Source organism: Sphingobium sp. R-21 (assembly GCF_049913335.1).
GTDB lineage: Bacteria > Pseudomonadota > Alphaproteobacteria > Sphingomonadales > Sphingomonadaceae > Sphingobium.
The window spans coordinates 571,845-598,233 of sequence record NZ_CP184375.1 but is presented as its reverse complement, the minus strand read 5'-3'; the positions used below and the strand labels follow the sequence as shown (position 1 = coordinate 598,233).

26 protein-coding genes are annotated in these 26,389 nt (G+C 61.3%); 13 read left to right on the top strand and 13 right to left on the bottom strand.

What is annotated here, in order from left to right; genetic code table 11:
* Positions 1-13: 13 nt before the first annotated feature.
* The 4 genes from ACN9MX_RS17395 (at position 14) to ACN9MX_RS17380 (ending at position 1,801) form a co-directional block, all read left to right on the top strand.
* Positions 14-796, top strand: a complete 783-nt coding sequence (locus ACN9MX_RS17395; RefSeq protein WP_363829821.1) for an SH3 domain-containing protein — start codon at positions 14-16, stop codon at positions 794-796.
* Positions 797-868: 72 nt separating this feature from the next.
* Positions 869-991 carry an entericidin A/B family lipoprotein gene (locus tag ACN9MX_RS17390; RefSeq protein ID WP_363737445.1) on the top strand — a complete coding sequence of 41 codons (123 nt, stop codon included), beginning with the start codon at positions 869-871 and terminating at the stop codon, positions 989-991.
* Between the two features lie 19 nt (positions 992-1,010).
* Positions 1,011-1,190: a hypothetical protein gene (locus ACN9MX_RS17385; RefSeq protein WP_363737270.1), complete on the top strand. Its 180-nt coding sequence runs from the start codon at positions 1,011-1,013 to the stop codon at positions 1,188-1,190.
* Positions 1,187-1,801, top strand: coding sequence for a DUF1003 domain-containing protein (locus ACN9MX_RS17380; protein WP_363737271.1), 615 nt, complete (start codon positions 1,187-1,189; stop codon positions 1,799-1,801). Before ACN9MX_RS17385 ends, ACN9MX_RS17380 begins: the two co-directional genes overlap by 4 nt.
* 53 nt (positions 1,802-1,854) lie before the next feature.
* Here ACN9MX_RS17380 and ACN9MX_RS17375 read toward each other — a convergent pair whose 3' ends face one another.
* Positions 1,855-2,871: a cation diffusion facilitator family transporter gene (locus tag ACN9MX_RS17375; RefSeq protein ID WP_363737272.1), complete on the bottom strand. Its 1,017-nt coding sequence runs from the start codon at positions 2,869-2,871 to the stop codon at positions 1,855-1,857.
* 602 nt (positions 2,872-3,473) lie between these two features.
* Between ACN9MX_RS17375 and ACN9MX_RS17370 the strand changes: the two genes are divergently transcribed.
* The 3 genes from ACN9MX_RS17370 (at position 3,474) to ACN9MX_RS17360 (ending at position 8,437) form a co-directional block, all read left to right on the top strand.
* Positions 3,474-4,205: a hypothetical protein gene (locus tag ACN9MX_RS17370; RefSeq protein ID WP_363829817.1), complete on the top strand. Its 732-nt coding sequence runs from the start codon at positions 3,474-3,476 to the stop codon at positions 4,203-4,205.
* 263 nt (positions 4,206-4,468) lie between these two features.
* Positions 4,469-7,471, top strand: a complete 3,003-nt coding sequence (locus tag ACN9MX_RS17365; RefSeq protein ID WP_363829814.1) for a TonB-dependent receptor plug domain-containing protein — start codon at positions 4,469-4,471, stop codon at positions 7,469-7,471.
* A gap of 312 nt (positions 7,472-7,783) precedes the next feature.
* Positions 7,784-8,437 (top strand): Crp/Fnr family transcriptional regulator, encoded by a 654-nt coding sequence (locus ACN9MX_RS17360; protein ID WP_363737275.1) that lies wholly within the window; start codon positions 7,784-7,786, stop codon positions 8,435-8,437.
* Between the two features lie 89 nt (positions 8,438-8,526).
* On the opposite strand, the gene ACN9MX_RS17355 is transcribed toward ACN9MX_RS17360, so the two are convergent.
* The 3 genes from ACN9MX_RS17355 to ACN9MX_RS17345 are packed head-to-tail and all read right to left on the bottom strand — an operon-like array spanning position 8,527 to position 12,351.
* Complete coding sequence (locus ACN9MX_RS17355; RefSeq protein ID WP_363737276.1) at positions 8,527-9,984, bottom strand: TRAFs-binding domain-containing protein; 1,458 nt, start codon at positions 9,982-9,984, stop codon at positions 8,527-8,529.
* A 54-nt stretch (positions 9,985-10,038) separates the two neighbouring features.
* Entirely contained in the window at positions 10,039-10,638 is a 600-nt protein-coding gene (locus tag ACN9MX_RS17350) for a hypothetical protein (RefSeq protein WP_363737277.1), read from the bottom strand.
* The gene (locus ACN9MX_RS17345; RefSeq protein WP_363737278.1) at positions 10,639-12,351 is read right to left on the bottom strand and encodes a TIR domain-containing protein; all 1,713 of its coding nucleotides are present in this window, start codon (positions 12,349-12,351) and stop codon (positions 10,639-10,641) included.
* A 196-nt stretch (positions 12,352-12,547) separates the two neighbouring features.
* On the opposite strand from ACN9MX_RS17345, the gene ACN9MX_RS17340 reads away from it, so the two are divergent.
* A complete protein-coding gene (locus tag ACN9MX_RS17340) occupies positions 12,548-13,255 on the top strand; it encodes an IS6 family transposase (protein WP_363829812.1) in 708 nt (235 codons plus the stop codon).
* Positions 13,256-13,375: 120 nt separating this feature from the next.
* Here ACN9MX_RS17340 and ACN9MX_RS17335 read toward each other — a convergent pair whose 3' ends face one another.
* Positions 13,376-14,167 carry a sulfite exporter TauE/SafE family protein gene (locus tag ACN9MX_RS17335; protein ID WP_363737280.1) on the bottom strand — a complete coding sequence of 264 codons (792 nt, stop codon included), beginning with the start codon at positions 14,165-14,167 and terminating at the stop codon, positions 13,376-13,378.
* A 226-nt stretch (positions 14,168-14,393) separates the two neighbouring features.
* Between ACN9MX_RS17335 and ACN9MX_RS17330 the strand changes: the two genes are divergently transcribed.
* Positions 14,394-15,068, top strand: coding sequence for a glutathione S-transferase family protein (locus ACN9MX_RS17330; RefSeq protein WP_363737281.1), 675 nt, complete (start codon positions 14,394-14,396; stop codon positions 15,066-15,068).
* Positions 15,069-15,196: 128 nt separating this feature from the next.
* On the opposite strand, the gene ndk is transcribed toward ACN9MX_RS17330, so the two are convergent.
* The 3 genes from ndk to ACN9MX_RS17315 all read right to left on the bottom strand — a co-directional run bounded on the left by ndk (position 15,197) and on the right by ACN9MX_RS17315 (position 17,623).
* Positions 15,197-15,619 carry a nucleoside-diphosphate kinase gene (ndk, locus tag ACN9MX_RS17325; protein WP_133652867.1) on the bottom strand — a complete coding sequence of 141 codons (423 nt, stop codon included), beginning with the start codon at positions 15,617-15,619 and terminating at the stop codon, positions 15,197-15,199.
* A gap of 94 nt (positions 15,620-15,713) precedes the next feature.
* Positions 15,714-16,163, bottom strand: coding sequence for a DNA polymerase III subunit chi (locus ACN9MX_RS17320; RefSeq protein WP_363829810.1), 450 nt, complete (start codon positions 16,161-16,163; stop codon positions 15,714-15,716).
* Positions 16,163-17,623: a leucyl aminopeptidase gene (locus ACN9MX_RS17315; protein WP_363829807.1), complete on the bottom strand. Its 1,461-nt coding sequence runs from the start codon at positions 17,621-17,623 to the stop codon at positions 16,163-16,165. The genes ACN9MX_RS17320 and ACN9MX_RS17315 overlap by 1 nt, the downstream gene beginning before the upstream one ends.
* A gap of 194 nt (positions 17,624-17,817) precedes the next feature.
* Here ACN9MX_RS17315 and ACN9MX_RS17310 point away from each other — a divergent pair, with 194 nt between their 5' ends.
* The 4 genes from ACN9MX_RS17310 (at position 17,818) to rsmA (ending at position 23,447) form a co-directional block, all read left to right on the top strand.
* The gene (locus ACN9MX_RS17310; protein ID WP_363829805.1) at positions 17,818-20,082 is read left to right on the top strand and encodes an LPS-assembly protein LptD; all 2,265 of its coding nucleotides are present in this window, start codon (positions 17,818-17,820) and stop codon (positions 20,080-20,082) included.
* Between the two features lie 86 nt (positions 20,083-20,168).
* The gene (locus tag ACN9MX_RS17305) at positions 20,169-21,569 is read left to right on the top strand and encodes a peptidylprolyl isomerase (protein WP_363737285.1); all 1,401 of its coding nucleotides are present in this window, start codon (positions 20,169-20,171) and stop codon (positions 21,567-21,569) included.
* Positions 21,547-22,584 (top strand): 4-hydroxythreonine-4-phosphate dehydrogenase PdxA, encoded by a 1,038-nt coding sequence (pdxA, locus tag ACN9MX_RS17300; protein WP_363829803.1) that lies wholly within the window; start codon positions 21,547-21,549, stop codon positions 22,582-22,584. The genes ACN9MX_RS17305 and pdxA overlap by 23 nt, the downstream gene beginning before the upstream one ends.
* A 5-nt stretch (positions 22,585-22,589) precedes the next feature.
* On the top strand, positions 22,590-23,447 hold the full coding sequence (gene rsmA, locus ACN9MX_RS17295) for a 16S rRNA (adenine(1518)-N(6)/adenine(1519)-N(6))-dimethyltransferase RsmA (protein WP_363829800.1): 858 nt from the start codon (positions 22,590-22,592) through the stop codon (positions 23,445-23,447).
* A gap of 58 nt (positions 23,448-23,505) precedes the next feature.
* On the opposite strand, the gene ACN9MX_RS17290 is transcribed toward rsmA, so the two are convergent.
* From ACN9MX_RS17290 to ACN9MX_RS17270, 5 genes are all read right to left on the bottom strand, one after another.
* Positions 23,506-24,009, bottom strand: a complete 504-nt coding sequence (locus ACN9MX_RS17290; RefSeq protein ID WP_363737288.1) for an asparaginase domain-containing protein — start codon at positions 24,007-24,009, stop codon at positions 23,506-23,508.
* A gap of 66 nt (positions 24,010-24,075) precedes the next feature.
* Positions 24,076-24,888, bottom strand: coding sequence for a pyrroline-5-carboxylate reductase family protein (locus tag ACN9MX_RS17285; RefSeq protein ID WP_363829798.1), 813 nt, complete (start codon positions 24,886-24,888; stop codon positions 24,076-24,078).
* Positions 24,889-24,899: 11 nt separating this feature from the next.
* Complete coding sequence (locus tag ACN9MX_RS17280) at positions 24,900-25,406, bottom strand: YbjN domain-containing protein (protein WP_133652858.1); 507 nt, start codon at positions 25,404-25,406, stop codon at positions 24,900-24,902.
* A 91-nt stretch (positions 25,407-25,497) separates the two neighbouring features.
* On the bottom strand, positions 25,498-25,788 hold the full coding sequence (locus ACN9MX_RS17275; RefSeq protein WP_363737290.1) for an accessory factor UbiK family protein: 291 nt from the start codon (positions 25,786-25,788) through the stop codon (positions 25,498-25,500).
* 45 nt (positions 25,789-25,833) lie between these two features.
* Entirely contained in the window at positions 25,834-26,382 is a 549-nt protein-coding gene (locus tag ACN9MX_RS17270; protein ID WP_363829795.1) for a TspO/MBR family protein, read from the bottom strand.
* Between the last annotated feature and the right edge of the window lie 7 nt (positions 26,383-26,389).

Here is a 26,389-nt window from a genome sequence, read left to right as displayed (position 1 = left end):
AAGGATATTTTTCATGCGCGCATTCATTCTCATGGCGTCAGTAGCCGCACTGACCATACCGCTGGTGTCGCTCGCTCCTGCGGCCCAAGCCCAATCAGGATGGTCGCGGCATGATCGGACATCGGCCGGCTATACCTTGAGGCAGGTCAGTATGTGGGCCGGGCCGGACACCGATTATCCTGGCATACGCTCCATCCCCGGTAACCGCCGGGTCGATATTTACGGCTGCCTGAACAACTGGAGCTGGTGCGATGTGGGCTACCGTTCGGATCGCGGCTGGGTTGCCGGCCGCTTTCTGGGTGCCGATTACCGGGGGAGACGGCAGTCGTTTGTCACGGTTGCGCCCTATATGAGCATCCTTGTGTTGTCGTTCCGGTTCGACGACTATTGGGACAATCATTATCGCAGCCGTCCATTCTATTCCGATCGCTCTCGTTGGGAGAGTCACTATTACGACAATTACAGGCCTGAATGGGGACCCCGTCCCACCACCCCGGATCGGTATCGGCGCGGGAGCGACTGGCAGCGTCCGCAGATGGCGCCGGACAGGCGTGGGTCTGGGTACAGGGATCAGCCGGTAAATCCTTACCGCCGCGACGCGACCCCCCAGGCAGTACCGACGCCCGACCACCCCAGCGTTAGCCCCGGTGCGATGCGGCATCGTGATCAGCGGCCTTGGGAAGCCACGCCCCCTGCGCAAGGAAGGAATGACTCCGCTGCCGGGAAGCAAGACGATGCCCAGGAGCACGCCAGGAGGAAGGCCGAGGGCGACAATATGCACAATGACCGGCAATAACGATCCGCGTCGTCGAAGGGCATATACCCTCATGAATGAATATGGAGCCTTATTGTGAGAATTTCACATTATATTCGATTTGCAATTTTGCTGGGCGGCTTCGCCGTTGCGAGTTGCAACACTGTCGAAGGCGCCGGAAAGGATGTGCAATCGGCGGGTAGAGCTGTTGAGCAAACGGCGCAGGATGCAAAATGACGGCGCGTAACAGGAATTTATGAAATCAGCCCGCTGGAACAGCGGAGGGATTAAGGGTCTGAAGTGCGGCCTGACCTCCGCGATAAGCGATGAAAAAAGCTGCCGTCTTGCCGCTTCACCCGAAAAATCGCGAAACGTTTCCTATGAATTGCAACAGGATTTGGTTGCGCTGGCTGATGAACAAGGTGGCATAGGATGAGTGAAATTCAGGTTCAACCGGCTCGCAGCATGGCTGAAGGCAAACCAGCCGCACGCGTTGCAGATCTTGCCCAGCGATTACTGGAGGGAGGGCTGTCCGAACTTTCGGTGCGCGAACAGCGGGTCATTTCCACAATTGTCGACCGGCATCATGTCACGCGCAGCGTCAATCGTGCGGTAGACGACGACCAGACCATTGGCGACCATATCGCGGACCGGGTCGCGCGCTTTGGGGGTTCCTGGACCTTCATCATCATTTTCGTGGTGGCGCTGGTTGCATGGGTCGGACTCAACACGCTGGTGCTGATATATTTCGGTCCAGCGCTCGACCCATATCCTTTCATTTTCCTGAACCTGATTCTCTCGATGATCGCCGCGCTGCAGGCACCTATCATCCTGATGTCGCAGAACCGCCAGGCTGCACGCGATCGGATTTCGGCCGGCCTCGATTATGAAATCAATCTTAAGGCTGAACTGGAGATCATGGCCTTGCACGAAAAGCTCGATGCTCTGCGGATCGACCGATTGGAAATGTTGCTAAGGAGCCAGGGTGAATTGCTTGAACAGCTTGTTCAATTCAGGCCAATGGAGCGCGCTCCAGTCGTCTCATGAAGCTCGACAGCCTTCCGACGTTGATGACGTCAACCCCAGGAGTATGAGGATGCCTATCCTACGTCTGGATGGGATATCTGATCGAACGATTGCCCCGGCTTTACCAATCCCCGTGTTACACCGAATTTGACCCCGGCATCTTCGTGTGGCCGGATATAGACACGATAGATGCTGGGAAAGTCTGTTCGCAATATCTGCTCGATCTCCCTGATGATACGCTCGACATCTCCCGCCGAAATCCGATTATCGAAATCGACATTTACAGTGGCAATGATTTCGGTCGGTCCGTTGTGGACGGTGACGATCTCGCCGATACCCATCACGCCTTCCCGGGTCGCGGCGCGGCGAATGCCGGCGATAAGTTCAGGATCGGCCGCTTCACCGATAAGTAGGCCTTTCGCTTCCCTGGCCAAAAAGATAGCCACGGCCCCGAGCAGGAGGCCGATCAGGATCGACGCAACACCGTCAAACCGTGGTTCACCGGTCGCCTGGGAAAGGCCAAGCCCAATCGCGGCGATAACAACACCGACCATTGCTGCACCATTTTCCAACAAAATGATGACGGTCGCCGCATCCTTGGTAGAAGTAAGCGCCTGCCACCAACGCTTGTCGCCCCGAGCCGCGTCGAACCGGCGAAACGCTGCTGCGGTCGAGGCTCCTTCCAGAAAAAAGGCTATTGCCAAAACTGTGTAAGCTATGAGCGGTGAGACAGCTGGTTCGGGGGCCAGTAGGTGAACGATTCCTTCATAGATCGCCACACCCGCGCCGAGCGCAAAGACAAGGAGCGCCACGACAAAGCTCCAGAAATAAAATTCGCGGCCGTAGCCTCCAGGATGAGCAGCGTCCGGAGGCTTGGCTGCCTGCTTCTGGCCATAGATCAATAATAACTCATTGCCCGAATCGACGAGGCTATGCACACCCTCGGTCAACATCGCGGACGATCCCGTAATCGCTGCCGCTGTGAACTTGGCGATTGAGATTCCTCCGTTCGCAACGAGTGCGATTACGAGAATCTTTGTTTCTGAATTCATCCCACCTGCCATAGCGGTCATTCTCAGAATATTGCTCATTCTTGTTACCATATACGGCCTTGCACGTCGTGATTCTCAGCGCGTGTACCTTCAGACCAGTACCTGCCTCAAAGAGAGAACAGGCGTGAAGGCAGACCCGGCGTTGGCAAATTGTATAACCGGCCTGCGCACAAGCGAACGGCAAATTCTTGCGGCCTAGTTCCGTAACCGTCATTCCGAAATGTCCGACATCCCTGCCGTGAGCGCTTACCCTCGACAATGACATTTGAAGCATGATTCGGTAGAAATAGGGCCGACGAATCGGCCTTATTTTTGGTCTGTGTTTCCGCGTTTGAGAATCGAACCCATTTTGATTCCAGCGATGATGGACCGATTGATGGATTCATTTGTCATACAAGTGAAATTTTGTTTATTTTTCATTATCTTATTTAAGTAATTCGATTCCGGCTCGGGCCTCCAGATTGCTGTCAGCCAATGCTCGCTGATAATTGAAAAAACCCATGATTTCCGCTAGTTTACAGGTAATCGCTGATTGGCAGCGACTGCCTCTATTTGCCTGTGACCGCAGACGATGGGGGCCTACCTTGGGGGCCTCGCGAGGCCCGCTGACATCCAAAGCGGTTGCCGAGACCTTTTTGAACATGGCCATCGCAGCCTGCCTCATTCCGCTGATCATGGCGTGGCTCTGGCGTCGTTTCCAATACGAGACCGGCAGGCTGCGGAAGCCACGAGAGCCAATCTACGCGAACGCCACCGACGAGACGCGGGAAGCGCTTGAAAAGCTCTTTGCCTATCTCCAGCGCGAAAGCGCACCAAGGGCCTACTACCGCAACTGGAGTGGCACCCCGATCTATCTGGGGCGCCGTTATTTCTTCGGAAATTTACGAGTCCTGCTTCTGTCGGAATTTGCCGCCGTCCGGGCGCTTTGCGTCTCGCCGGGCGGGAACCGGATTTCCGGCGCGATCAAGATCGAGAAAGACCCCGACGAGGTTATCAAGGAACTCGGCATCAAACCCAAGCGGGCCGGTGGTCCAGGCCGGAACGCGAAATATGCCTATAGCGACGCTCTTATATCTCTGATCGGCGACGCTCGACTGAGCGCGCTGGACATGAGCAACCGGGCAGCGGCGATCAGGGCAATCAAGAAATGGCTGTCGGAATGGTTTGAGGAACATGCAGACGAGACCGGGGACGTGCCACGTGGCGACCTTCTCGCTCCCTATGCAGAAAAAATTTGCGTGCATTTAGACAGAGCGAGAAGCGGCACCATAGGCCGCACCCATCGGCAGCCACACTGGGCTAGAATTCATTCACACATCTATTCAAGTTCGAATGTTTCAAACAACAATTATGCACCATTGCACTGCACATAAAGGATGACCGCTAATCCGCCAAAGCCTTCCGTGTCGTACACGCTTCAAAAGGCCACGAATATCTCGGATCGGTTCCTGCCACGAAGTTATATCAAGCCTGTGTCATTTGCGTAACAGCTTGTTTGAAAATTTCTTAAATCACAATAGTTTATACTTTACAGCTTTGCTCGGGGAATTAACCTGACCATCGCATTCCGCAAGGGTTCGGTTGGGGCGGGATAGTGGGCGGGGGGCGCCTATTTCCAGAGCAAGGGGACTGGAGCATGAACAGAATTTTGAAGACCGCGCGTCTGCGCGCGGGTGCAGCCACGGCTCTAGCCGGGGTCGCTTTGATGCAGGCGTCACTGCATGCGCAGGAACAGGCGCCTCAAAATGAGCAAGGCACCGTGGAAGCCGGAGAAACGATTATCGTGACGGGTTCCCGCATCGTGCGGCCCGAACTCGATGTCGCCAATCCCATTGTCGCCGTCACCGCAGAGCAGATTGAGCAGACCGGCCGCACCAACATCACCGACGTCCTGCTACGCAATCCGGCCTTGTCGGCGTCGACCGGCAGTTCGCTCGCAGGCGGCGCGGATGCGGGCTTCGGCGAGACAGGCGTAAACCTGCTCAACCTGCGCAACCTGGGCACTGATCGCACGCTCGTCTTGGTGAACGGCAAGCGTCATGTCGCCGGAATCGCAAATTCCGCGGCGGTTGACATAAACTCCATTCCACAAGATCTGATCGACAGGGTCGACGTGCTCACGGGCGGCGCCTCCGCAATATACGGGGCAGACGGCGTGTCGGGCGTGGTCAACTTTATCCTTAAGCGCAACTTCGAAGGGCTTTCCGTCCGGGGCCAGTCAGGCATCTCCTCAAAGGGGGATGCTGCGAACCGCTATTTCAGCCTGACGGCTGGCCAGAATTTCAGCGAAGATCGCGGCAACATCGCTTTCGCTTACGAATATAACAAGTCAGACCGCCTCAGCCCCTTCAAGCGGAGCTTTTCGGGCGATCCCGCCCGCTATGGCGAAATCCTCCAGAATCAGGACGATCTGGGCGACGATCCGAGCGTCCCTGATCGCATTCTCTACCGCAATCTCACATGGGCAGACAGCGCACCTGATGGCGCCGTCGATATCGATCTCGACGGCATTCCCGACTTCACGGGCAGCGGTTTGCCTTATGATCGCGGCATCCCGTTGATCGGCGGCAACGCTCGCGCCGTTGGCGGATCCAACACGCCGGTCGCAGGCTATTTCGGCGACCTGCAGCCCAAAACCGAGCGGCATGTTTTCAACATGTTGACCAGCTATGAATTCTCGTCGGCCATCCGCTTCTACGCGGAAGGCAAATATGCCGCGACGCAGGCCTATTCGGTCGGACAGCCCAGCTTTGACTTTTTCACTTATCTCCAGCCCGACAACGCTTATCTGGTCGATCGCTTTGGCGCCGGTGCAGCGCCAGACGGCGCCTATGTCTCGCGCGACAATTTCGATTTCGGCATTCGCGGTGAAACCGTAAAGCGCAAGACGATGCGCTTCGTTGCCGGCTTCGACGGGGATCTGGGCAGCAACCTCAAATATGATATTTCCTACATTTACGGTCAGACGAAAGTACGGAACCGCCAGACGGCAAATCTGATCGGTGATCGCTACTATGCCGCACTGGACGCGGTCCGCGATCCGACGACGGGTCAGATCGTCTGCCGGTCGACGCTCGAATATGACGGCGTGATCGATCCCGACAATTTCGGCGGGCCGGCCACCACCTTCTCGCCGGGCGCCGGCAGCGCCTGCCGTCCCCTCAACATCCTGGGTAACGGCGTGGCGTCGCAGGAGGCGCTCGATTTCGTGCTGGCGGACAATCTTAGCCGATCGAAGATCACTCAGGAGGTCCTTACCGGTTCGATTTCGGGCAATCTCGACTCTGCCTTCACCTTCCCCGGCGGCGGCTCCTTCGGCTTTGCCCTGGGCGGGGAATATCGGCGCGAGAAAAGCTCCGATACGCCCGACCTGCTGATCCAGAATGGCGATTTCCGCGACACGGCGGCCTTGTCCCCTAGCAGCGGCAAGTTCAATGTGAAGGAGTTCTTCGCCGAAGTGAACGCTCCGATCCTGTCCAACATGCGCTTTGCCGAACTGCTCTCGGTTGGCGGAGCCATCCGCTTTTCCGACTACAGCACGGTCGGCAAAACGACGACATGGAAGGTCGACGGCATCTATGCCCCGATACGCGATATCCGTTTCCGGGGTTCCTACTCGCAGGCGGTGCGTGCGCCCAACATCGGCGAACTGTTCCAACCTGCTACCGGAACATTCGATTTTGTCGATGATCCCTGCGATTTTCGCCGCATAAATGACGGCACACAATATCGGCAGGCCAATTGCACCACCATCCTGTCGGGGTTGGGGTTGTCACCAGCAGAAATCGCCGCCTTCAGTCCGACAACCGATCCGCAGGCCACCACATCACGGCGCGGCACGACCGGTGGGAATCCCGACCTGACGGAAGAAACGGCCAAGTCCTGGACTGCGGGCGTCGTCCTCCAGCCGCGCTTCATTCCAGGGCTGACGCTGACGTTCGACTGGTACGACATCAAGATCAAGGATGCGGTCAACACACCGACGGCTACCGAGCTCGCCGAACTGTGCGTCGATCAGCCAACGGTCGACAATGTGTTCTGCGAGAACATCTTCCGCGACACGGGCACCGGCTTCGTCCTGGGCGATGGCGACGATATCCAGCGGCGGATCGGCTTCAATGTCCGGCCGCAAAACGTCGCAGCGATCAGAACGGCGGGCGCCGATTTCTCCGTTCGCTATGCCTTCACTCCAGCGGGCAATCTGGGCTCCTTCGCCGTCAGCCTTGTCGGCGGCTATCTCGACAAGAAAACCGAGGTGCCTTCTATCGGCGCTGATGTGGATGACGATATTCTCGAATCCTACAACCCGCGCTGGCGCGGAACGCTGGACCTCGTCTGGAAGCTCAAGGGGTTCACGGCCAATTATTCGTTCAACTATTTCAGCAAGACACGCCGCTACACGACCGAGCAACTGGCGGCCAATCCGGACCTCGTGGACCCCAAATATGTCTGGTACAAGGAACTCAAGCAACACGACCTTCGCCTTGCCTATGACGTCAACGACCGGTTTCAGTTCTACGCAGGCGTCAACAATTTGACCGACCAGACGCCGGATATCGGTCAACTGAGCTACCCGATTTCGGGTGTCGGACGGTTCGTCTACGCAGGCTTTAAGGTGCAGACCGACCGGCTGTTCTGACCGAGGACGGGCAGCGGTCTGGCCTTTAGCGTTCTTCAGATTTTCAGGATCGGACGCCATGGCGCCAACTTAGGGCCGGAACAGGAGATGACCGATGGTTCGATAGGTCGGCCGGCGACCCGTGAAGCGTGATGCACGTCACGCGCAAACTCGAAAGAGACGCTTATTGTCCGGGCCGCGACCCGAGGAATTCAGGCTTGCCTGATTTCCAAACTTTTGGGCCCGGCAGCCTTCGCGCTGCTGGGCCTTTTTTTAAGAGCCATCAGCCGGTAGGTTCGACCGCGCTGGCCCACAGGGTTTTGGGGGAAAAGCTTGCTTGAGGCGGAACGGCTGGCCGTTATCAGAAGCGTGTTCTCGTGCGGGCAGGCTGGTGCCGAGGCTCTGGCATCTGCCGTTCGCGACGCGGTCTTTCCACACAAGGCCTTCGTCGCGCATCAGGGCGACCTGGCCCATCATTGCTGGGTCGTCGTGGAAGGGGCTGCGCAAGCCCAGATCAACTCGGCTGACGGTCAACGGACGTTGCTCGCTTCCCATGGTCCCGGCGAAATCTTCGGCAGCTACCCTGTGCCAGCAGTGTTGCGCAGCGACATCGTCGCCCAAGGTTCGCTCCATCTACTCTGTATTGAAACGGCGACGCTGGTGGACCTTGCCCGATATAGCGCGGAGATTGCCCATGGCCTGAGCATGCTGTTCGCCCGGCAGCTGGATGTGATGCTTGACCGTATGGCTGCACGAACCACTTTGACCGCCTATGGCCGGGTCTACGCCGAACTGCTGCGCCTGGCCGGCCCCTCTAACCGGATTGAGCCGCCACCCGTGCTGTCGGCGCTTGCATTGTCGGTTCATACCACGCGCGAAACGACATCCCGGGCGATCGCACACCTGTTGCGGCGTGGTATCGTTAGCAGGACCGATGAGGCGCTCAACATATTGGCGCCCCGCCTCCTGGCCGACTTGGTAGCCTGAGAACACCAACCAAGACTTGCTTAAAAAGCCGTCGGTCCGCTCGCACCATTCCAAGCGTTGCGGGCTGAAAGTCAGCGACTCTGCCCTAATTAAGGAAACAGGCCATACAGCGTCAGATCGCCCAGCGCCGTCCTGATGTCGCCCATCGGTTGGACATTTGCCTCCGGCGCATGCAAGGCAAGGGCCAGGGCGGCGGCTTCGCTGAGAACCACCGCCCCCTTGAGATCCGCCACGGCAATCATGAGCACGCGATCCCAGCGCCCCGCCCGCGCATCTGAGACGGCCCGGTAATCCAGTCCCAGCCGGGCATCAGGATATTCACTCCGCAAGTCGGAAACCCGGCGAGCAGCTTCGCCGAGGGAAGGCAGACGATAGGCGCGCTGTCCCTCCTGCCTCGCCAGATCCACGCCGTCCCCATTCAAGCAGAAATGCAAAGATTCGGGTATCGCGATCAGGGCAGCAGCCTCAGCCTCTGTCGACAGGGTGACCCGTCGACTGTCGCTCCGTTCGAGTTCCAGACGATCCAGCCGAAGCCCGAGGGCCTCCCAGCGGGCCATGCACTTCCCGCGCTCCTCGCCCCGTCCGACGATCTGCAAGGCGCGGGCCGAAGATTGCAGGCGCTTTGCCTCGCACAAGGCAAGTCCCATGGCGGCCTGCCTCGACACCTCGACGGACGCATCGCTGAGCGGCTGCCAATCATCCATTTCCTTCACCGCGACTGCCTGCTCCAGCAGCGCATCGAACCGATCGGCCCAGCTAGGTCCGAAGGGCTCGACCGAGGTGGTCCGGAACAGTTCAGCCGGACAGGGCAGAACGACATGCAGTTGTCGGCCCGCGACGACGGCGGCTTCTGCCACCAATATGTCGGTCCCGGCCGCCAGCGCACCGACCACCATGGAAGGTGCCAATGCATCCACCGCCCCGGCAACCGCCTCGGCCGCCCGGTCATCATCCGTGGCAAGGCCCAATATGCCTTCGAAATAGAGCGGCGAGGCCGGGCGATGACGGTCCAGCCAGTCGACGGGCTGCCCCGCCTCGGCCAGGATCATGGCGAACTGCCGCAGCGTAGAGGCATGATCTTCCCATGCTTCGGGCTGATGTCCGATCGCTCGCCTCAGCATCCGTTCGGCATCCCGAGTCCGGCCCAGCAGCAACAGCGCTTCGGCGCGCGTCGCATCAATCCAATAAGGCGTCTCGGCGGCGCGCAGCGGATCATCGAGCAGCGCCATTACGGCATGAGCCAACGTTGTCGCCGCCTCGCCTCGTCCGGCAAGAAAAGCGAGCGTCGCCGCGTTGATTAATGGATAGGTCGCGCGCGAAAGAGCCGAAGCACGCTCATAAGCGGTGATCGCGCGGTTCAGCAGATCTTCCCGCACGGTGCCGCTTTCCGCCGCCGCGCGATCCTTGAGAAGGCGCCCGTAGACCGTCAGGACATCCGGATCGTCCGACTGTGGCGACAGGCCGGCGGCATGAAACGTTGCCCAGGCTTGTTCCAGCGCGCCCGCCCGCGCCAGTCGCGTAATGCTGTTAAGCTGCGGCCTGATCATTGCCAGCCTTGTCCCATAAGCGCCTGTTCGCCGCCACCGAATTCGCCCGCTGCGCTATTTGCGCGGCCCTTTGCTGACGCCGTCCGGATCGATCGCCAGGACAACGCCGCCATCGCCGCCATGTTCATAGCGACCGCGAATATACAAGTTGAAGATGAAGCCCTGCTCCTCCCCTTCCTTCAGCGGTTCGCCCGTATAGCCGTTGCACATATAGTTACGGCACCGCAGCGCCGGATAGCCGCCAATCTCAATCATCTCCAGGTCGAAGAAGCTGCGGTTGGGCGCCACCGGGGCGGGCGGCGGAGCCAGCGAGCTATTCTCCTTCTTCTCCAGGAACCAGAGCGGATCGGTATCCTTCCCATCATGGAAGCTGTAGCCGGGCGCATCCAGGATGATGGTGAAGAAGCACATATATTCGATGAACTCGATATTCTCGAATCCGTAGCCCCTGAATTCGGCATGGTGCGCGGGATCGCTCGACTGCGCCAGCTTCAGCAGGCGCGCCTCGGTGGCCTGTAGCCCCCGTTCGCAAATCGTCGCGAACCAGCGACTCACATTCCATACGCCTTCCCGCACGCGAATGTAGAGCAAGGTGACATGGTCGATCTCGTCGCCGGGTCCAACGGTCCTGACACTGTTTCCGTAAGGCAGCATTCAATCCCCCTTTGCCAAAGCCCTGTTATCGGCCTGCGCTATAGCATCCAGACGCTTGATCGACGTAATCCGAAATGCCGGATCTGCCGCGGCATTCGGGCTTGCGTCGTGCATGATCCGACGGGCCTGGCCGACGAGGCGATGGACCTCTGCTCCCTGGTGGCGCGCCCTCGCCACCTCTGCCGCATCCATCAGCAGCCGCAGATGCTGTTCGAACCAGTTCTGGTTTTGCGGGTCGCGCCGGCGGAGCGCCGAAGACTGGATTTGCGCATCCTGAATCAGCCTGACCGCCTTGGCCGTCTCTCCGGTTTCGAACGCGATTCGCGCGAGGGAACGAGTCGCCACCAGAGTATCATAGGCAATGTCGCCATTTTGCGGGTCTTCCCGCCGCAGCGGCTCGAGCAGCCTTAATTGCTCCAGCCGATGCTGGGCCGCGGCCTGGAAATCACGACGGTCATACTGCACGTCGGCCAGCCGCGCGTGGCGTTCGGCCACCTCCTTGCGAATGGTGAGAGATCGTGGGTCGGCCTGCTGCGCTCGCTGGAACCAGTAAAGCGACTTTTCATAATTCCGGATCGCATCGGCATGGTCGTTCTTCGCCTCCGATTGGACTGAGGCGATATTGCTGAGCGCATAACCCACTTCCGTAAAGCTGCGCGCGGCATGGGGTTGATGCTGCAAAAGCTGACGGGCCCAATGCAGATAGGCCCAATAATGGTTGAGCGCCCTATCGGGCTGCCCGGACAGCTGATCGACCTGCCCGATCCAGAATTCGCTCTGCGCGTGGACGAAGATCCATTCGGGCCGTTCCGGATCGTCGTTCAGCAGTGCGGTTGTCGTGCGATGCGCTTCTTCGAACTTGCGCCGTGCAGCAGGCAGGCTGCCGCGGGCAATGTCATCCTCCCCCATGGCCTGAAGGATACGCGCACGCCTTTCCAGACTGTCGTCCGGCAGATCGTCGAGATTTCCCTGATCGCGATAATAGTTCATTGCCCGGTCGTTGACGACAGAGAGGGCATCCAGGCGACCGACGCTACGCAGACGTTCCCGCAAATCGGTCAGCATGAATTCGATGATCCCTTCTGCTTCGGCGCGTTGCCGCTCGGCTTCTCGCTGCGCCTGCAAAGCCGCAACCGACAGCGCGACGAAAGCTAGCATGATCAGCAACAGAGCCAGCGTGACAGCCATCACGCGCCGGATGCGCCTTTGCGCGTCGCGCTGCACCAGCCGGTCCAGACCGATCCCAGCCAGCCCGGCAATGATCTTCAAGGTGCCGAGCCGGACGCCATCGCCCTCCCGCCGAAGGTCGGCCGCAAGCGGTTCGACCCCATCCCTCAGCGCCGGCGGGAAGGCATCCGTCGGTTCGCCATCAATGATCGCCGCCAGGATCGGCCGATCGGGATGGAGGGCCCGGAACAGGCGAATTTCCTTGTCCACCCATGGCGACGCCGCTGAATTGGGTGAGCACAGGACCAGCAATGCCGCGGACTTTGACAGCGCCTGCTTGACGGCCTCCGACAGGTCGGCCGTTGCGGGCAATTCATCGCGGTCGCGAAAGATCGGCCCCAATTTGCGCTTACCATCCGAACGGACCGTCCTGCCTGGAAAGCGATAGGATTCCAGTCGCCGCTGCAACGGGCGCGCCCACGCAACGTCCCTATGATTATAGCTCAGAAAGGCGGCATAGGTCGCCTTCGTTCCGTTGTCCTCCATCACAAGGATTGACCCTGTTCCTCTCTTTAGCGGGCGGTGCACCACATCGTCGTCCAGTGCCATAATTTGCACGCTCGCCCAATGGAGCCGAGGGGTTTGGCTATCGAAAAAGCCGCCGTGGGGGAAGGTTGCCCGCAAAGTTCGCATGGCGGCGCGGTGCTGTCAAAGCAAACCGGGGTTCGGTAAATGGTGGGTCATGACCAAGCCCGCCGTTAATCCGTTTCGGTATTTCAAATCCTCCCCGGAGGTGATCCGGTTGGTGGTGATGATGTATGTCCGTTACCCGCTGTCGCTGCGGAACGTCGAGGACCTGCTGTTCGAGCGCGGCGTCGATATCTGCCACGAAACGGTGCGGCTGTGGTGGAACCGGTTCGGCCCGCTATTGGCCAGCGAGATCCGACGCCAGCGGATCAACAGGATGTGCAGCTTTCGCCACTGGCGCTGGCACCTTGATGAGATGTACGTGAAGATCAACGGTAAGATGGTTTACCTCTGGCGCGCCGTCGATCACGAAGGCGAAATTCTGGAGAGCTACGTTACGAAGAAGCGGGATAAAAAGGCAGCTTTGGCCTTCATGAAGAAGGCATTGAAACGGCACGGATCACCAGGAAAAATCGTAACCGACGGACTCCGATCCTATCCAGCAGCAATGCGTGACCTGGGCAATATCGAGCAGCAGGAAATGGGGCAGTGGCTGAACAATCGGGTTGAAAACAGCCATCTCTCCTTCCGACGACGGGAGCGGGCTATGCTCAGGTTTCGACAGATGCGATCCCAGAAATTCGCATCCGTCCACGCCCACTTTCACAATCACTTCGCCCTGGAGCGCCATCTCGTCGATCGAGAGATTTACAAGCAAAGACGCTCGGCCGCCTTGGCCCAGTGGCAGTCTCTCGCGAGCTGAGTTTCTCCGTTCTAAGCCCGAAGTGCATCGTGTGGAGAGCGGTTCGCCTTTGTCTGACAGCACCGAAAATTCATATAAAACTGTAGCAAGTTGGATTCCGGCTCGGCAGATATTTCGCGGCTAGGCGATCAGCCGCCATCCCACCACCACCAGCACCGCAGCCAGCAGGGGCTGGAGCACGCGATCCGACGTGCGCGTGGCCAGCAGCGATCCGATCACGATACCGGGCAGCGACCCCGCCAGCAGGTTGACCAGCAGCACCGGATTGACGTTCCCGATCCACAAATGGCCAAGTCCGGCGACAAGCGTCAGCGGCACGGCATGAACGATATCGGTCGCCACCAGCCGCTGCATCCGCATGCGGAGTGGATAGAGCGCCAGGAGCAACGTCGCACCGATCGCGCCCGCACCGACCGAAGTCAGCGTCACCATCGCACCCAGCAGGGCGCCGGCCAGCACAGTCAGCGCCGGCTGCCAGCGGGTGAAACCGTCGGCCGTGCCCACCCGGCGGGCGAGCGCCCAGCTATGGAAACGGCCGCGCAGCAGGGTCGCACCTGCGGTAGCGATCAGCACCACGCCCAGCGCCGCCGTGATCACGCCCGTCTTGATCTGCCCAAGGTGCATCTGCGAAAGGATCGCCAACGTGATCAGCGAGGCGGGGATGCTGCCGATCATCAGGCGCTTCACGACTTCATAATCCGGACCGCCCTCGGTACCGCCCTGATGGTGGTGAACCGCGCCGCCGACCGCCTTTGTGATCGACGCGAACCACAGGTCGGTGCCGACCGCCGTGGTGGGCGCGACGCCGAACAGCAGGATCAGGATCGGCGCCATCAGCGAGCCGCCACCCACTCCGGTCATGCCGACCATCAGGCCGACGAAAAGGCCTGCGATCGCGTGCAACAAATCCATATTTCGCCCCAAATTCGTTACGTCGTGTAATCCGCGATGTGTAGGACCGAAAAACCGCGCCAGCCAGCCCCCTTTTGGATTGGAAATTTATCGCCTCCAAAACAAATGCTGTTGAATGCAAGAGTGACGCGATGCTCTCGACTTTCCTTGCCACCGGCGTCTAAGAGACTATCTGGCCAAAATGCGTTCCTCCGCGAATTTCCCAACAGGCTGTAAAGACAGGGACATGATGAAGCTGTTCATTGGCAACAAGGCCTATTCAAGCTGGTCGCTACGCGGATGGCTGGCGTGCAAGCTGTCCGGCCTCCCCTTCGAGGAGGTTGTTGTGCCGCTTTACGACGAAGCGTGGGAAAAGCGCCGCGAGGGTGACGAATTCGCCCCTTCTTCCGGGAAGGTGCCAATATTGTGGGACGGCGACGACGTCGTCGTGTGGGACAGCCTGGCGATCGTCGAATATCTGAACGAGAAGTCGGGCGGCGACCGATTCTGGCCGGCAGACATCGCCGCGCGCGCCATGGCCCGGTCAATGGCGGCGGAAATGCACTCCAGTTTCGCTGCGCTGCGACGTGAGCACAGCATGAACATCCGCCAGATCTATGCTCCCGTCCCTCCATCCGAGGCCGCGGCTCAGGATATCGCGCGCATCATGCAACTCTGGGCGGAGGCCCGCGCCCGCCATGGCGGCGAGGGAGAGTTTCTGTTCGGGGATTTCAGCGCGGTCGATGTGATGTTCGCGCCGGTGGTGACCCGCTTCATCACCTATCAACTCCCCGTTGCCCGCTTTGCGGAAGCCTATATGCGCGCCATCATCAATCATCCCTGGATGCAGGAATGGATTGGCGGCGCACAGGCGGAAGAATGGGTGATCGACCGTTTCGAAGCGCCTCCGCAATTGGGATAAGGCAAGTTTTCGGTCATCTGCGGAGGTTGGGCAAATGTCGCGAGCAGATGGCCCGTTCCGCCATTTCCGCCATGGAAAAGGGGCGGCAGGCATATCACCCCCGGCCCTTTCCAGATTATCGTGCCCGATCAGCCGACGATTTCTTCAGGCTTGAAGAAATAGGCGATCTCGATCGCGGCATTTTCCTCGCTGTCGGAGCCGTGGACCGAATTGGCTTCGATCGATTCGGCATATTCCTTGCGGATGGTGCCTTCATCGGCATTGGCCGGGTTGGTGGCGCCCATGATGTCCCGATTGCGCTTCACCGCATCTTCGCCTTCCAGAACCTGGACGACAACCGGGCCGGAAATCATGAAGGCAACCAGATCGGCGAAGAAGGGGCGCTCCTTGTGCACGGCATAGAAGCCTTCAGCCTGTTCACGGCTCATGCGGATACGCTTGGAAGCGACAACGCGCAGACCCGCTTCCTCCAGTTTCCTGGTCACGGCGCCCGTCAGGTTGCGACGGGTCGCATCGGGCTTGATGATCGAAAAGGTGCGGGTAACGGCCATAAGGCTCAAAAGCTCCGAATTGTTGGGATAAGTTGGCGCGCCCTTTAGACCGGGCCGGAGCCTATCGCAAGAGGGCTGATGGGGCAGGGCCCTGCTAGGGGCCTTGCACCCATTTGCGGCCTTCCTGCCGCCAGAAGCGGGGGGTGACCCCGTCCCGTTTCGAGAGATCGCGCCAGTTGGAGCGCGCGCCCTCTATGGTTTCAGCGTCGAAGAAGTAGAAAGCCCGCTCGAAACCCATCGCTTGCTCACGCCAGAGGCCATCCGCCAGTGCGACATGCCGTGCCCCGTTGGCGGCCAACTCGCCCGCCGGGCAATCCTGTGCGAGCAGTATCGGCTGCACCGATTCGGCACCCTCGCCGGCCCGGCCATGCGCCAGGAAGCTTTCGGGCGGCCCGGCCCATAGCCCGGCGGAAATCCGATCCAGCCGCTCAGGCTCCCTTGCGACCACCATCAGCCGCGCGCCCATGGCCAGGATGCGGCCCGCAATCGCGGGCAGCACCTGTTCCACCGGATCGCGGCTGAGCTGGTAGAAATCGACCTGCATTATTTCTCTATCTTGTCAGCCACATAGCGGTCGAGCAGCCGCACGCCATAGCCTGTCGCGCCCTTGTCCCAGGTTGCGCCGGGCTTGTCGGCCCACACCATGCCAGCGATATCGAGATGCGCCCATTTGACGCCCTCCTCGACGAAACGCTTGATGAACTGCGCCGCCGTGATCGACCCGCCATAGCGCGGCCCGATATTCTTCATGTCGGCGATCGGGCTGTCGATCAGCTTGTTATAGGCATCCCCGAGAGGGAAGCGCCACAGCGGATCGCCCGCCGCCTTGCCAGCCGCGATCAGATCGTCGGCCAGCCCGTCGTCATTGGCGAAGATGCCTGCATATTCATTGCCCAGAGAGATGATCATCGCCCCGGTCAATGTCGCGAGATCGATGATGATCTCGGGCGCATAGGTTTTCTGCGCCCAGGTGATGACGTCGCACAGCACCAGCCGCCCCTCGGCATCGGTGTTCAGCACCTCGATGGTCTGCCCCGACATGGAGGTTACGATGTCGCCCGGACGCTGCGCATTGCCGTCGGGCATATTCTCGACAAGGCCGCAGATGCCGACGACGCGGGCCTTCGCCTTGCGTCCGGCCAGCGCCTTGATCGCACCCGCGACCGCACCGGCGCCGCCCATGTCCCATTTCATGTCTTCCATGCCCGCGCCGGGCTTGAGCGAAATGCCGCCCGTGTCGAAGGTCACGCCCTTGCCAACGAAGACCAGCGGCTTTTCGGTCGCGCCGCCCGTCCCCGCCGAATCTGTGCCATCCCATTCCATCGCCAGCAGCCGCGGTTCGCGCATGGAACCCTGCGCCACGCCCAGCAGCGCGCCCATGCCCAGTTCCGCCATCGCCGCCTTGTCCAGGACGGTGATCCTGACGCCCAGTTCCTCCAGATGCCTGCACCGTTCGACGAAGCTCTCGGGATAGAGGACGTTCGCCGGCTCCGCCACCAGTTCACGGGTGAAGGCCACGCCCGCGGCCACGGCAGCCTGTCTTTCCCAGGCCGCCCCTGCGTCGCTCGACACCAGCGTGACCTGCTTCAGGGTCGGCTTGGCCTTCTCCGCCTGCCGGGTACGGTAGGTGTCGATCCGCCAGCCGCGCAGCAATGCGCCGAAGGCAAGGCGCGCCGCCTGTTCGCCGCCGGCCGCGCCCACGAACTCCACCGCAGCGTGAACCGCCCCGCTTGTCGCCAGCCGGGCCGTCAACGCGGCGCCCGCCCGCTCGAAATCCACATCACCGCCGGCTCCGGTACCCACCAGAACGACGCGCAGCACCTTGCCGCCCTCGTCCACGAAGCTCTCGAAGCTGGATCCCGCTTCCCCCGTGAAACGCGCGGCCGCCGCCCCCCCGACCAGCACGGACGCGGCGCTCAGGGGCAAGGCGTCGAAGCCGCCCTTGGGCACGGCGAAGACCAGTGTATCGGCTTCGGGACGGACAGGGCTGAACGCGATTTCCATCTGGGGTCCTTTATTTCCTGCAAGGCTTGTATCTCTCTGCCCAGATAGTGCGGCCGGCCCGGTCTGGCAAAGCCGTTCGACTGATTTTCCGGCAAAACTCTTGGCCGAGACGATTGCAGCGCAGACAAAGCGGTGCAATAGGGCAGTGCAATAGTCCGGGAAACAGAACGCCCCGTCAAAGAGGCCCCATTCTTTTGCAGAACCGCCCCTTCCTTTTGCGTTTCAATCGGCTCCTGGCCGCTGGCGTCGCCTTTCCGTGCCTGGCGGTCATCCCGCATGCCGCCGCCCAGCAACTCCAGGAACCGCAGACGACGATCAGCGCGCCCGACGCCCCGGTGCCGGAGAATGACGATCAGATCGGCTTTTCCGCCGATGCGCTGGAATATGATAGCAATAAGGAGGTCGTGACCGCCAACGGCAATGTGCAGTTGCTGCGCGACGGCAACCGGCTGCGCGCCGACAAGGTCGTCTGGAACCGTGATACCGGCAAGGTGGAGGCGAGCGGTAATGTCTCCGTCACGGATCCCGAGGGCAATATCGCCTATGGCGACAGGTTCGACGTCACCGACAGCCTGCAGGACGGCATGGTCCAGAACATGCTGCTGGTGCTGCAGTCGGGCGGGCGCCTGGCCGCCGTGAACGGCGAGCGGAAGGGCGGCGTCTACACCCTGCGAAAGGCGGTCTATACCGGCTGCGCAGTGGAGGATCACAAGGGCTGCCCCAAGGAACCGACCTGGCAGATCAAGGCTGTGAAGGTCATCTATGATCCGGTGAAGGCCAGGGTCAAATATACCAATGCTAGCGTCGAGCTGTTCGGCCTCCCGCTCATCCCGATGCCCGGCTTCTCCCACCCGGTCGGCGACAATGGCGGCAGCGGCCTGCTGGTGCCGATATTGCGCTACAACCGCAACAACGGCTTCGAACTCGGCTTGCCCTATTATATGAAGCTGGGACCCAATCGCGACATCACCGTCACGCCCCACGTCTTCACCAACGCCCTGCCCCTGCTGGAGAGCAACTATCGCCACCTGTGGGATCGGGGCGCCTATCAGATCACCGGCTATGCAACCTATGGCAGTCGCGTCGCTACCGGCAGCACATCCACCACCACGCCGGCCGATACGCAGAAGGATTTTCGCGGCTATCTCGATGCCAGTGGCGCGCTGCAGCTGACGCCGGAATGGAACATCAACGGATCGATTCGCGCGACGACCGACCGCACCTTCCTGCGCCGCTACTATATCAGCAATGATGACCGGCTGCGGTCGACCATCAATGCGCAGCGGATCGGGGACAACAGCTATTTCTCGATCGCCGGGTGGGCCGTGCAGACTTTGCGCACCGGCGATCCTCAGGGGCAGATGCCGATCGCCTTGCCCGTCGTCGATTATCGCTTGCGAATGAAGGACCCGCTGCTGGGCGGCGTCATCCAGTTCCAGGCCAACAGCCTGGCGATCACCCGCACCCATGGAGAGGATACGCAGCGCGCTTTCGCGGCGTTCGAATGGAATCTGCGCAAGCTGACGCCGATGGGTCAGGAAGTCACCTTCACGACCTATTTGCGCGGCGATGTCTACCACAGCGACGAAAATCAGCTGGCCACCGTCGCCAGCTATGCCGGCGATCCGGGGTGGCAGGCGCGCGGGATCGCGGCGGCGGCGATCGACGTCCGCTGGCCGTTCATGGGTGAGGCCTTTGGCGGCGTGCAGCGTATCGCCCCGCGCGTGCAGATCGTGGCGGCGCCCAGAATCGCCAATCTGACCGTCCCGAACGAGGATGCCCGCTCCATCGACCTGGAGGACAGCAACCTTTTCGCGCTCAATCGCTTTTCCGGCTACGACCGGTTCGAGGATTCGACCCGCGTCACCTATGGGCTGGAATATAGCCTGGCGCTGCGCCATTTCTCGCTCGAAAGCGTGATCGGGCAGAGCTACCGCCTGAACAGCCGGGAAAATATCCTACCGGTGGGCACGGGCCTGTCAGACCGGCTGTCCGACATCGTCGGTCGCACCACGATCCGTTATCGGGACTTCCTCAGCTTCACGCACCGCTTCCGGCTGGACAAGGATAATCTCGCCATCCGACGGAACGAGATCGACGCCACCATCGGCAGCAAGAAGACCTATGCGATGGTCAGCTATCTGCGGCTCAACCGGAATGCCGACCTCAGCCTGGAGGATTTGCGGAACCGGGAGGAGCTCCGGCTGGGCGGCCGCTTGCAGTTTGCGCGTTTCTGGTCGCTGTTCGGTTCCACCGTGATCGACCTCACCAATGCGAGGGAAGATCCGTTGAGCGTCGCCAACGGCTATCAACCCGTCCGACACAGGCTGGGCGTCACTTATGAAGATGACTGCCTGACGCTCGGCCTGACCTGGCGGCGCGACTATCAGGTGCTGGGCGACGCACGAAAGGGCAACAGCTTCCAGCTTCGGCTGGCTTTTCGCAATATTGGCATATAAGGATCAGCCGTCCCGTTTCCTGCTCAGGGCCGGTTAAGGCGGATCGGCGCATCTCGTGCCGACCCGATTGGAGAGTTTTGTCGACGATGCAGCCTGTCGTTTCCCATTATGCCTTAAAAGGGTTTTCCCGCATTGGCAGCGCCGCCGCCAAGGGCCTGCGTACCCTGCTTCTGTCCTCGGCCCTGCTGGCCACCGGCGCCTCCGGAAGTTTCGCCCAGACGGTGAATGACGATGACAATGTCGCCACCCAGCAGCTCAACCTGCCCAAGGACGTGACCATCTTCGGCAAGAGCGATCCCAATGTCCGCAAGGCAACGGCGATCGTCAACGGCCGCATCATCACCGGCACCGACGTCGACCAGCGCCTCGCCCTCATCATCACCGCCAATGGCGGCAAGGTGTCGGACGAGGAAAAGGAAAGGCTGCGCGTGCAGGTGCTGCGCAACCTGATCGACGAGACGCTGCAGATCCAGGAAGCCGCCGCCAACGATATCAAGGTGGACAAGGCCGAGATCGACCAGAGCTATGAACGGGTCGCAGCCAATTTCCGCCAGTCCCCCGCGCAGTTCGACCAATATCTGCGCCAGCAGGGCAGCTCCGCCGCCAGCATCAGGCGCCAGATCGAGGGCGAACTGGCCTGGAGCCGCCTGCTCCGCCGCAACATCCAGCCCTTCGTCAACGTGTCGGAGGATGAGGTGAAGTCGGTGGTCGACCGGATGAATGCGGCGAAGGGCAGCGACGAATTCCGCATCGGCGAAATCTACCTTTCGGCCACGCCGGAAAATCAGCAGCAGATCATCGCCAACGCCCGCAACATCATCGAACAGATCAAGCAGGGCGGCAGCTTCGCGGCCTATGCGCGGCAATTCTCCGAAGCCTCTACGGCGGCGGTCGGCGGCGATCTGGGCTGGGTTCGCCCCGCACAATTGCCCGATGAACTGGCGCAGGCGGCAGCGGAAATGCAGGTCGGCCAGATTGCCGGGCCCATCGGGGTGCCCGGCGGCATATCGATCATCTACGTCATGGACAAGCGCAAGGTGCTGACCGCCGATCCGCGTGATGCGCTTCTCAGTCTCAAACAGCTCTCCGTGAGCTTCCCCGCAGGCACGACCAAGGAGCAGGCGAGCACCAAGGCCGCGGCCTTTGCCGCACAGGTCAAGGCGATCAAGGGATGCGGCCAGGCCAATGAACTGGGCGGCAAGATCGGCGCGGACGTGGTCGACAACGACAATGTGAAGCTGCGCGACCTGCCACCGCAATTGCAGGAAATCCTGATCAACCTCCAGGTCGGCGAAGCGACGCCGCCATTCGGATCGATCAATGACGGCGTGCGCGTGCTGGTCGTCTGCGGCCGTGACGAAGCCTCTACCGCCGCTGCCCCCAATGCCGAACAGATCATGGCGCAGCTTGAGGAAGAACGAGTGAACAAGCGCGCCCGCATCTATCTGCGCGATCTTCGCCGCGATGCCGTCATCGACTATAACTGATCCTGCGGCCCCTCCGGCAATGGGGCCGCCCTTCGCCGTTTCGCTCGGCGATCCGGCCGGCATTGGCCCGGAAATCGTCGCCAAGAGCTGGGTGATGCGCGAGGCGCGCGGCCTGCCCTCCTTCTTCGCCGTGGGCGACGCAGCCTCTCTGCGCGCCGTCTGGCTTGGTCCGGTGGAGGTGGTCAGCACGCCGGAGGAAGCCGCGGAAGTCTTCGGCAAGGCCCTGCCCTGCCTGCAAGTGGCCGACGCGGGAGAGATCACGCCCGGCATGCCCAGCATCGACGGCGCGCGCACGGCTTTTCAGGCTCTGGAAGTGGCGGTCGGCCTCGCCCGCAGCGGTTCGGCCGCCGGGATTGTCACTGCCCCGGTCGGCAAGGAACAGCTTTACGGTGTCGGCTTTACCCATCCGGGACAGACCGAATTCATCGCGGAGCGCTGCGGCGTAGCGCCGCATAACGCCGTCATGATGCTGGCGGGACCATCGCTGAAGGTGGTGCCGATCACCATCCATATCCCGCTGGCCGAGGTGTCGTCCGTGCTGACGATCGACCTGATCCGCGCCCGCGCCATTACCACGGCAAAGGGGCTCCAGCGCAATTTCGGCATCGGTCGTCCCCGTCTGGTCGTCGCGGGCCTCAACCCCCATGCAGGCGAGGGCGGCGCGCTGGGGCGGGAAGAGATCGATGTCATCCGGCCGGCCGTGGAGTCGCTGCTGGCGGAAGGATACGACATTCAGGGACCGATCGCCGCCGATGCCCTGTTCCACAGCCGCGCCCGCGAAACCTATGATGCGGCGCTCTGCATGTATCACGACCAGGCGCTGATCCCGATCAAGACGCTGAATTTCGACGAGGGGGTCAACATCACCCTGGGCCTTCCCATCGTGCGCACCTCACCCGACCATGGCACCGCATTCGGCATTGCAGGCAAGGACAGTGCCAATCCCGGCGCGATGATGGCCGCGATCAAGATGGCCGCCGAGGCCGCGCGTGCACGATTGACCCCTGGCTGCTAAGGTCGATGACCGCCGATACCCACCCCAGGCTGTCACCGCCCAAGCTCCCGCCGCTGCGAGACGTCATCGCCGCCCATGGGCTGCAGGCGAACAAGGCGCTCGGCCAGAATTTCCTGTTGGACGAGCAATTGCTGGACAGGATCGCCGCCATTCCCGGACCGCTCAAGGACCAGCCTGCCTTCGAGGTTGGGCCTGGTCCCGGCGGCCTGACCCGCGCCGTCCTGCGCGCCGGGGCGCGGCTGGTCGCGGTGGAGCGCGACCGGCGCTGCCTGCCAGCCCTTGCTGAACTGTCGGAGGCATTTCCGAACCAGCTTCGTGTGATTTCCGGCGACGCGATGGCCGTCGATGTCCGGGCCGAAGCCGGCGAAGGGGCGCATATCATCGCCAATCTTCCCTATAATGTGGGCACTGCACTGCTCATCGGCTGGCTTTCAGCCGACTGGTCTCCGCTCCCCTGGTGGTCGAGCCTGACCCTCATGTTCCAGATGGAGGTCGCCGAAAGGATTGTCGCAAAGCCCAATGGCGATCATTATGGCCGTCTGGCCGTGCTCGCCCAATGGCGCGGCGACGCCCGCATCGCGATGAAGGTCCACCGCAGCGCGTTCACCCCACCGCCCAAGGTCATGTCCGCCGTGGTTCACATCACGCCCAGGCCAGCCCCCCAAGGCGTGCAGCTCAAGCATCTCGAACGCCTCACCGCCGCCGCTTTCGGTCAGCGCCGCAAGATGCTGCGCCAGAGCCTCAAAGGGCTGCCCGGCGCTCTGGAAGCGCTGGAGACCGTCGGCATCGACCCGCAACGCCGCGCCGAAACCGTCAGCGTCGAGGAATTCGTGGAGACGGCGCGCGTACTGGGCAGTCTTTGACCTTCACGCGGTTTCGGATGGATCCACGACGAGTCGACAGCCACTTGCCCTTGCGAATTCAGCCTTCTGTCGGGACGAAGGCGCCCTTTTCCCTATCCTTCACGACCTTGTCGGCCCGGAACACCGATCCGCTCATCGTGATGTAAACCCCAGGAGCGGCGACCTGCACCGTCGCAAAGGCCATGCCGAGGTTGAAGCTGGCGTCGCTCTCGCCAAAGCGTGCCGGTGCGAGCGCGCCGACCAGCACCACTGTCTTGCCGGCAATGGCGGACAGCAGCTTCGCAGTCTCGGTCATCGTATCGGTGCCATGGGTGATGATGATGTGGCTTTCGGGCGCCGTCGCGACCCGGTCGCGGATCAGGGCGCGGTCGGCATCGTCCAGCTCCAGGCTGTCCTTGCGCACCACTTCCTCAATGCGGAATGGCCGCTTGACCCGGGCGATGTCGAGCAGCTTCGATACTACGGTCTCACCCACCTGATAGTCCGACAGTGCATCGAAATAGATCTTGTCGATCGTTCCCCCGGTGGTGAGGACAAGAATGGGCATTTCGGGGGACAACATTGCAGGACTCCCATAGGAACGCCGAGCCTGTAGAGCATTTCCAGGCCAAGGTGAACCGCGTCGGCGCTATTCGCCCCGGGCCATCGCATCGCCCCGGTCGCGGGCAGCGGCCAGCGTGTCGGTGAGCAGATCCAGCAATCGATCGTCGGCATCGAGCACGTTCAGTCCCTGCCGCGTCATGCCGCCAGGGCTGGCCACTCGATCCGCCAGCACCGCCGGGCTTTCGCGCGCCATGGCAGCCATGCTTGCCGATCCGCGCACGGTGGCCAGCGCCATACGCTCTGCCTGATCGCCGGGCAGACCGATCGACTCGCCAGCCCGCGCCAGGGCATCGATGAAGCGGAACAAAAAGGCGGGGCCACAGCCGGACAGCGCGGTGACCGCGTTGAACTGGCCTTCATCCTCAATCCATTCGGCCAGACCGAGCGGAGCGATGAAGGCTTCGACCGCTTTTCGCGAGAGCGCCGCGCAAGCGTCTTCCGCATGCAAGGCGATGACGCCCTCCCCGATACCCACCGGAAGGTTGGGCATTGCGCGCACGATTTCTCCTGCTGCAGGAAAGGCCGCGCGCAGTTCGGTCAGACGTGTTCCCGCGAGAATCGAGGCGATCCGCATATCGCCGCGGCAAAGAGGCGCGAGACAGCCCGCGACATCGCCAAGCTGATAGGGCTTCATGCCCAGCAGGACCGTAGTGCCGCCCGGCAGCGAGGCGGGATAGTCGGTGACCACTCTTACTCCCTCGGCCACCGGCTTGCCGCTGGGGCGCAGCACGGTGACTGTTGCGGGATCAAGACCGCAGGCGAGCCAGCGCTGCAGCATCTGCCCCGCCATATTGCCGCAGCCGACAAGGAAGAGATGATCGGGCCAGATGTCGGTCATCGAATTGCGCCTCAGGCTTCGCCGCGCGTTTCGATGAGGCTGGCGGAAATCGCTTCGGTCGGCGTCTTGCCGCCCCAGAGGACGAACTGAAACACCGGGTAGAAGCGCTCGCATTCGTCGATAGCGGTTTCCACAAGAAGCTGCGCCTGATCGAGGGTCAGCGTGCCGCCCGCCCCCAACAGCGCGCCGTGGCGGAACAGCACGATGCCGCTGGAGGACCAGAGTTCGAAATGGCCAAGCCAAAGCTGTTCGTTGATCAGGCCCAGCGTTTCGTAGATGGTGCTGCGCTTGTCGTCGTTCACCCTTATGTCGGGGAGGGCGAGCATTTGCAGTACCTGATCCTCGTCACGCCAGATGCCGCGAAGTTCATATTGTGCCCAAGATCCCTGGGTACTGGCGACGATTTCGTCCTCACCGACCTGATCGTAGCTCCAGCCGTGCGCCTCGAAAAAGGCGGCCAGCATGTCGATCGGTGCGGCCTCCTGACCGCCATTTTCAAATTCGTCGCTGTCCATCATCTGCGCGCCTTAAAGCATTTTTTGCGCCGGTGGAAACCGGGGCGGCATGGAAAATGCGTGGACAACTCCGCTTTCGCCCGAAACCGGCCGCTTATTCTGCATCCTTGGGCTTGGCGCGGACCGTCTGCTTGACGGGTTCGGACGCCTTGCCCTCCAGCGCATCGAGGCGGGCTTTCAGCGATTCCACCTCTTCACGAGCAGCGGCGGCCAGCGCCTTGACGGCGTCAAATTCGTCGCGGCTGACGAAATCCATGCCGCCGATCCACTGCTTGGCCTTTTCGCGGGCGTTGCTCTCAAATTCGCGGCTCATGCCCGCGACCGTTCCGGCCGCGCCGTTCACCAGCTTGGCAAGGTCGTCGAAAAAGCGGTTTTCGCTCTGCATGATGCTATGTCCTTCCGTGCAGCACCACGGTCGTGGCGCCAAAAATCATATCTGGGTCTGGAAAGCCGGTTTGCCAAGGCTTTCCGCGTCCGGATTGAGGCGGCCGATCTCATAGTTGAGGTAGGAGGCAAAGGCCAGCCAACACAGATAGGGCAGCAGCAGAAGCCCCGCGACACGCCGCACGCGCCAGAACAACAGGATCGTGACGGCCACAAGCCCTAACAGCGCGACGATCAGGACCAGCGCCTGATCCACCAGATGCGCACGAAAGAACAACGGGGACCAGAGAAGGTTGAGCACCAGTTGCGCGAGGAATGCGACTATCGCGATCCCCCGGCCCCTCGCGCCCCTGGCATGCAGCACGACGGCGAAGGCGAGCGCCATCATTATATAGAGGATGGTCCAGGCAAGGCCAAAGACCCAACCGGGCGGGATCAGGTCGGGCTTGGCCAAGGCCGCGAACCAGCGATTGCCATAGCCGCTATTGGCGAGCTTGCCTGAAAGAAAGCCAAGGAAAACAAGCGCCGGCACAGTAACCAGTGCCCAGCGCGCATAGGCAAGACGTAATTGACCCGGAGACGCAATCTCGTTCATCGGCAAC

Bases quoted from the DNA above. Each gene is read 5' to 3' on its own strand.
- ACN9MX_RS17395 (WP_363829821.1), top strand. From the start codon at position 14: ATGCGCGCATTCATTCTCATGGCGTCAGTAGCCGCACTGACCATACCG.
- ACN9MX_RS17385 (WP_363737270.1), top strand. From the start codon at position 1,011: ATGAAATCAGCCCGCTGGAACAGCGGAGGGATTAAGGGTCTGAAGTGC.
- ACN9MX_RS17380 (WP_363737271.1), top strand. From the start codon at position 1,187: ATGAGTGAAATTCAGGTTCAACCGGCTCGCAGCATGGCTGAAGGCAAA.
- ACN9MX_RS17375 (WP_363737272.1), bottom strand. From the start codon at position 2,871: ATGAGCAATATTCTGAGAATGACCGCTATGGCAGGTGGGATGAATTCA.
- ACN9MX_RS17370 (WP_363829817.1), top strand. From the start codon at position 3,474: ATGGCCATCGCAGCCTGCCTCATTCCGCTGATCATGGCGTGGCTCTGG.
- ACN9MX_RS17365 (WP_363829814.1), top strand. From the start codon at position 4,469: ATGAACAGAATTTTGAAGACCGCGCGTCTGCGCGCGGGTGCAGCCACG.
- ACN9MX_RS17355 (WP_363737276.1), bottom strand. From the start codon at position 9,984: ATGATCAGGCCGCAGCTTAACAGCATTACGCGACTGGCGCGGGCGGGC.
- ACN9MX_RS17350 (WP_363737277.1), bottom strand. From the start codon at position 10,638: ATGCTGCCTTACGGAAACAGTGTCAGGACCGTTGGACCCGGCGACGAG.
- ACN9MX_RS17345 (WP_363737278.1), bottom strand. From the start codon at position 12,351: ATGGAGGACAACGGAACGAAGGCGACCTATGCCGCCTTTCTGAGCTAT.
- ACN9MX_RS17340 (WP_363829812.1), top strand. From the start codon at position 12,548: ATGACCAAGCCCGCCGTTAATCCGTTTCGGTATTTCAAATCCTCCCCG.
- ACN9MX_RS17335 (WP_363737280.1), bottom strand. From the start codon at position 14,167: ATGGATTTGTTGCACGCGATCGCAGGCCTTTTCGTCGGCCTGATGGTC.
- ACN9MX_RS17330 (WP_363737281.1), top strand. From the start codon at position 14,394: ATGATGAAGCTGTTCATTGGCAACAAGGCCTATTCAAGCTGGTCGCTA.
- ndk (WP_133652867.1), bottom strand. From the start codon at position 15,619: ATGGCCGTTACCCGCACCTTTTCGATCATCAAGCCCGATGCGACCCGT.
- ACN9MX_RS17320 (WP_363829810.1), bottom strand. From the start codon at position 16,163: ATGCAGGTCGATTTCTACCAGCTCAGCCGCGATCCGGTGGAACAGGTG.
- ACN9MX_RS17315 (WP_363829807.1), bottom strand. From the start codon at position 17,623: ATGGAAATCGCGTTCAGCCCTGTCCGTCCCGAAGCCGATACACTGGTC.
- ACN9MX_RS17305 (WP_363737285.1), top strand. From the start codon at position 20,169: ATGCAGCCTGTCGTTTCCCATTATGCCTTAAAAGGGTTTTCCCGCATT.
- pdxA (WP_363829803.1), top strand. From the start codon at position 21,547: ATGCCGTCATCGACTATAACTGATCCTGCGGCCCCTCCGGCAATGGGG.
- rsmA (WP_363829800.1), top strand. From the start codon at position 22,590: ATGACCGCCGATACCCACCCCAGGCTGTCACCGCCCAAGCTCCCGCCG.
- ACN9MX_RS17290 (WP_363737288.1), bottom strand. From the start codon at position 24,009: ATGTTGTCCCCCGAAATGCCCATTCTTGTCCTCACCACCGGGGGAACG.
- ACN9MX_RS17285 (WP_363829798.1), bottom strand. From the start codon at position 24,888: ATGACCGACATCTGGCCCGATCATCTCTTCCTTGTCGGCTGCGGCAAT.
- ACN9MX_RS17280 (WP_133652858.1), bottom strand. From the start codon at position 25,406: ATGATGGACAGCGACGAATTTGAAAATGGCGGTCAGGAGGCCGCACCG.
- ACN9MX_RS17275 (WP_363737290.1), bottom strand. From the start codon at position 25,788: ATGCAGAGCGAAAACCGCTTTTTCGACGACCTTGCCAAGCTGGTGAAC.
- ACN9MX_RS17270 (WP_363829795.1), bottom strand. From the start codon at position 26,382: ATGAACGAGATTGCGTCTCCGGGTCAATTACGTCTTGCCTATGCGCGC.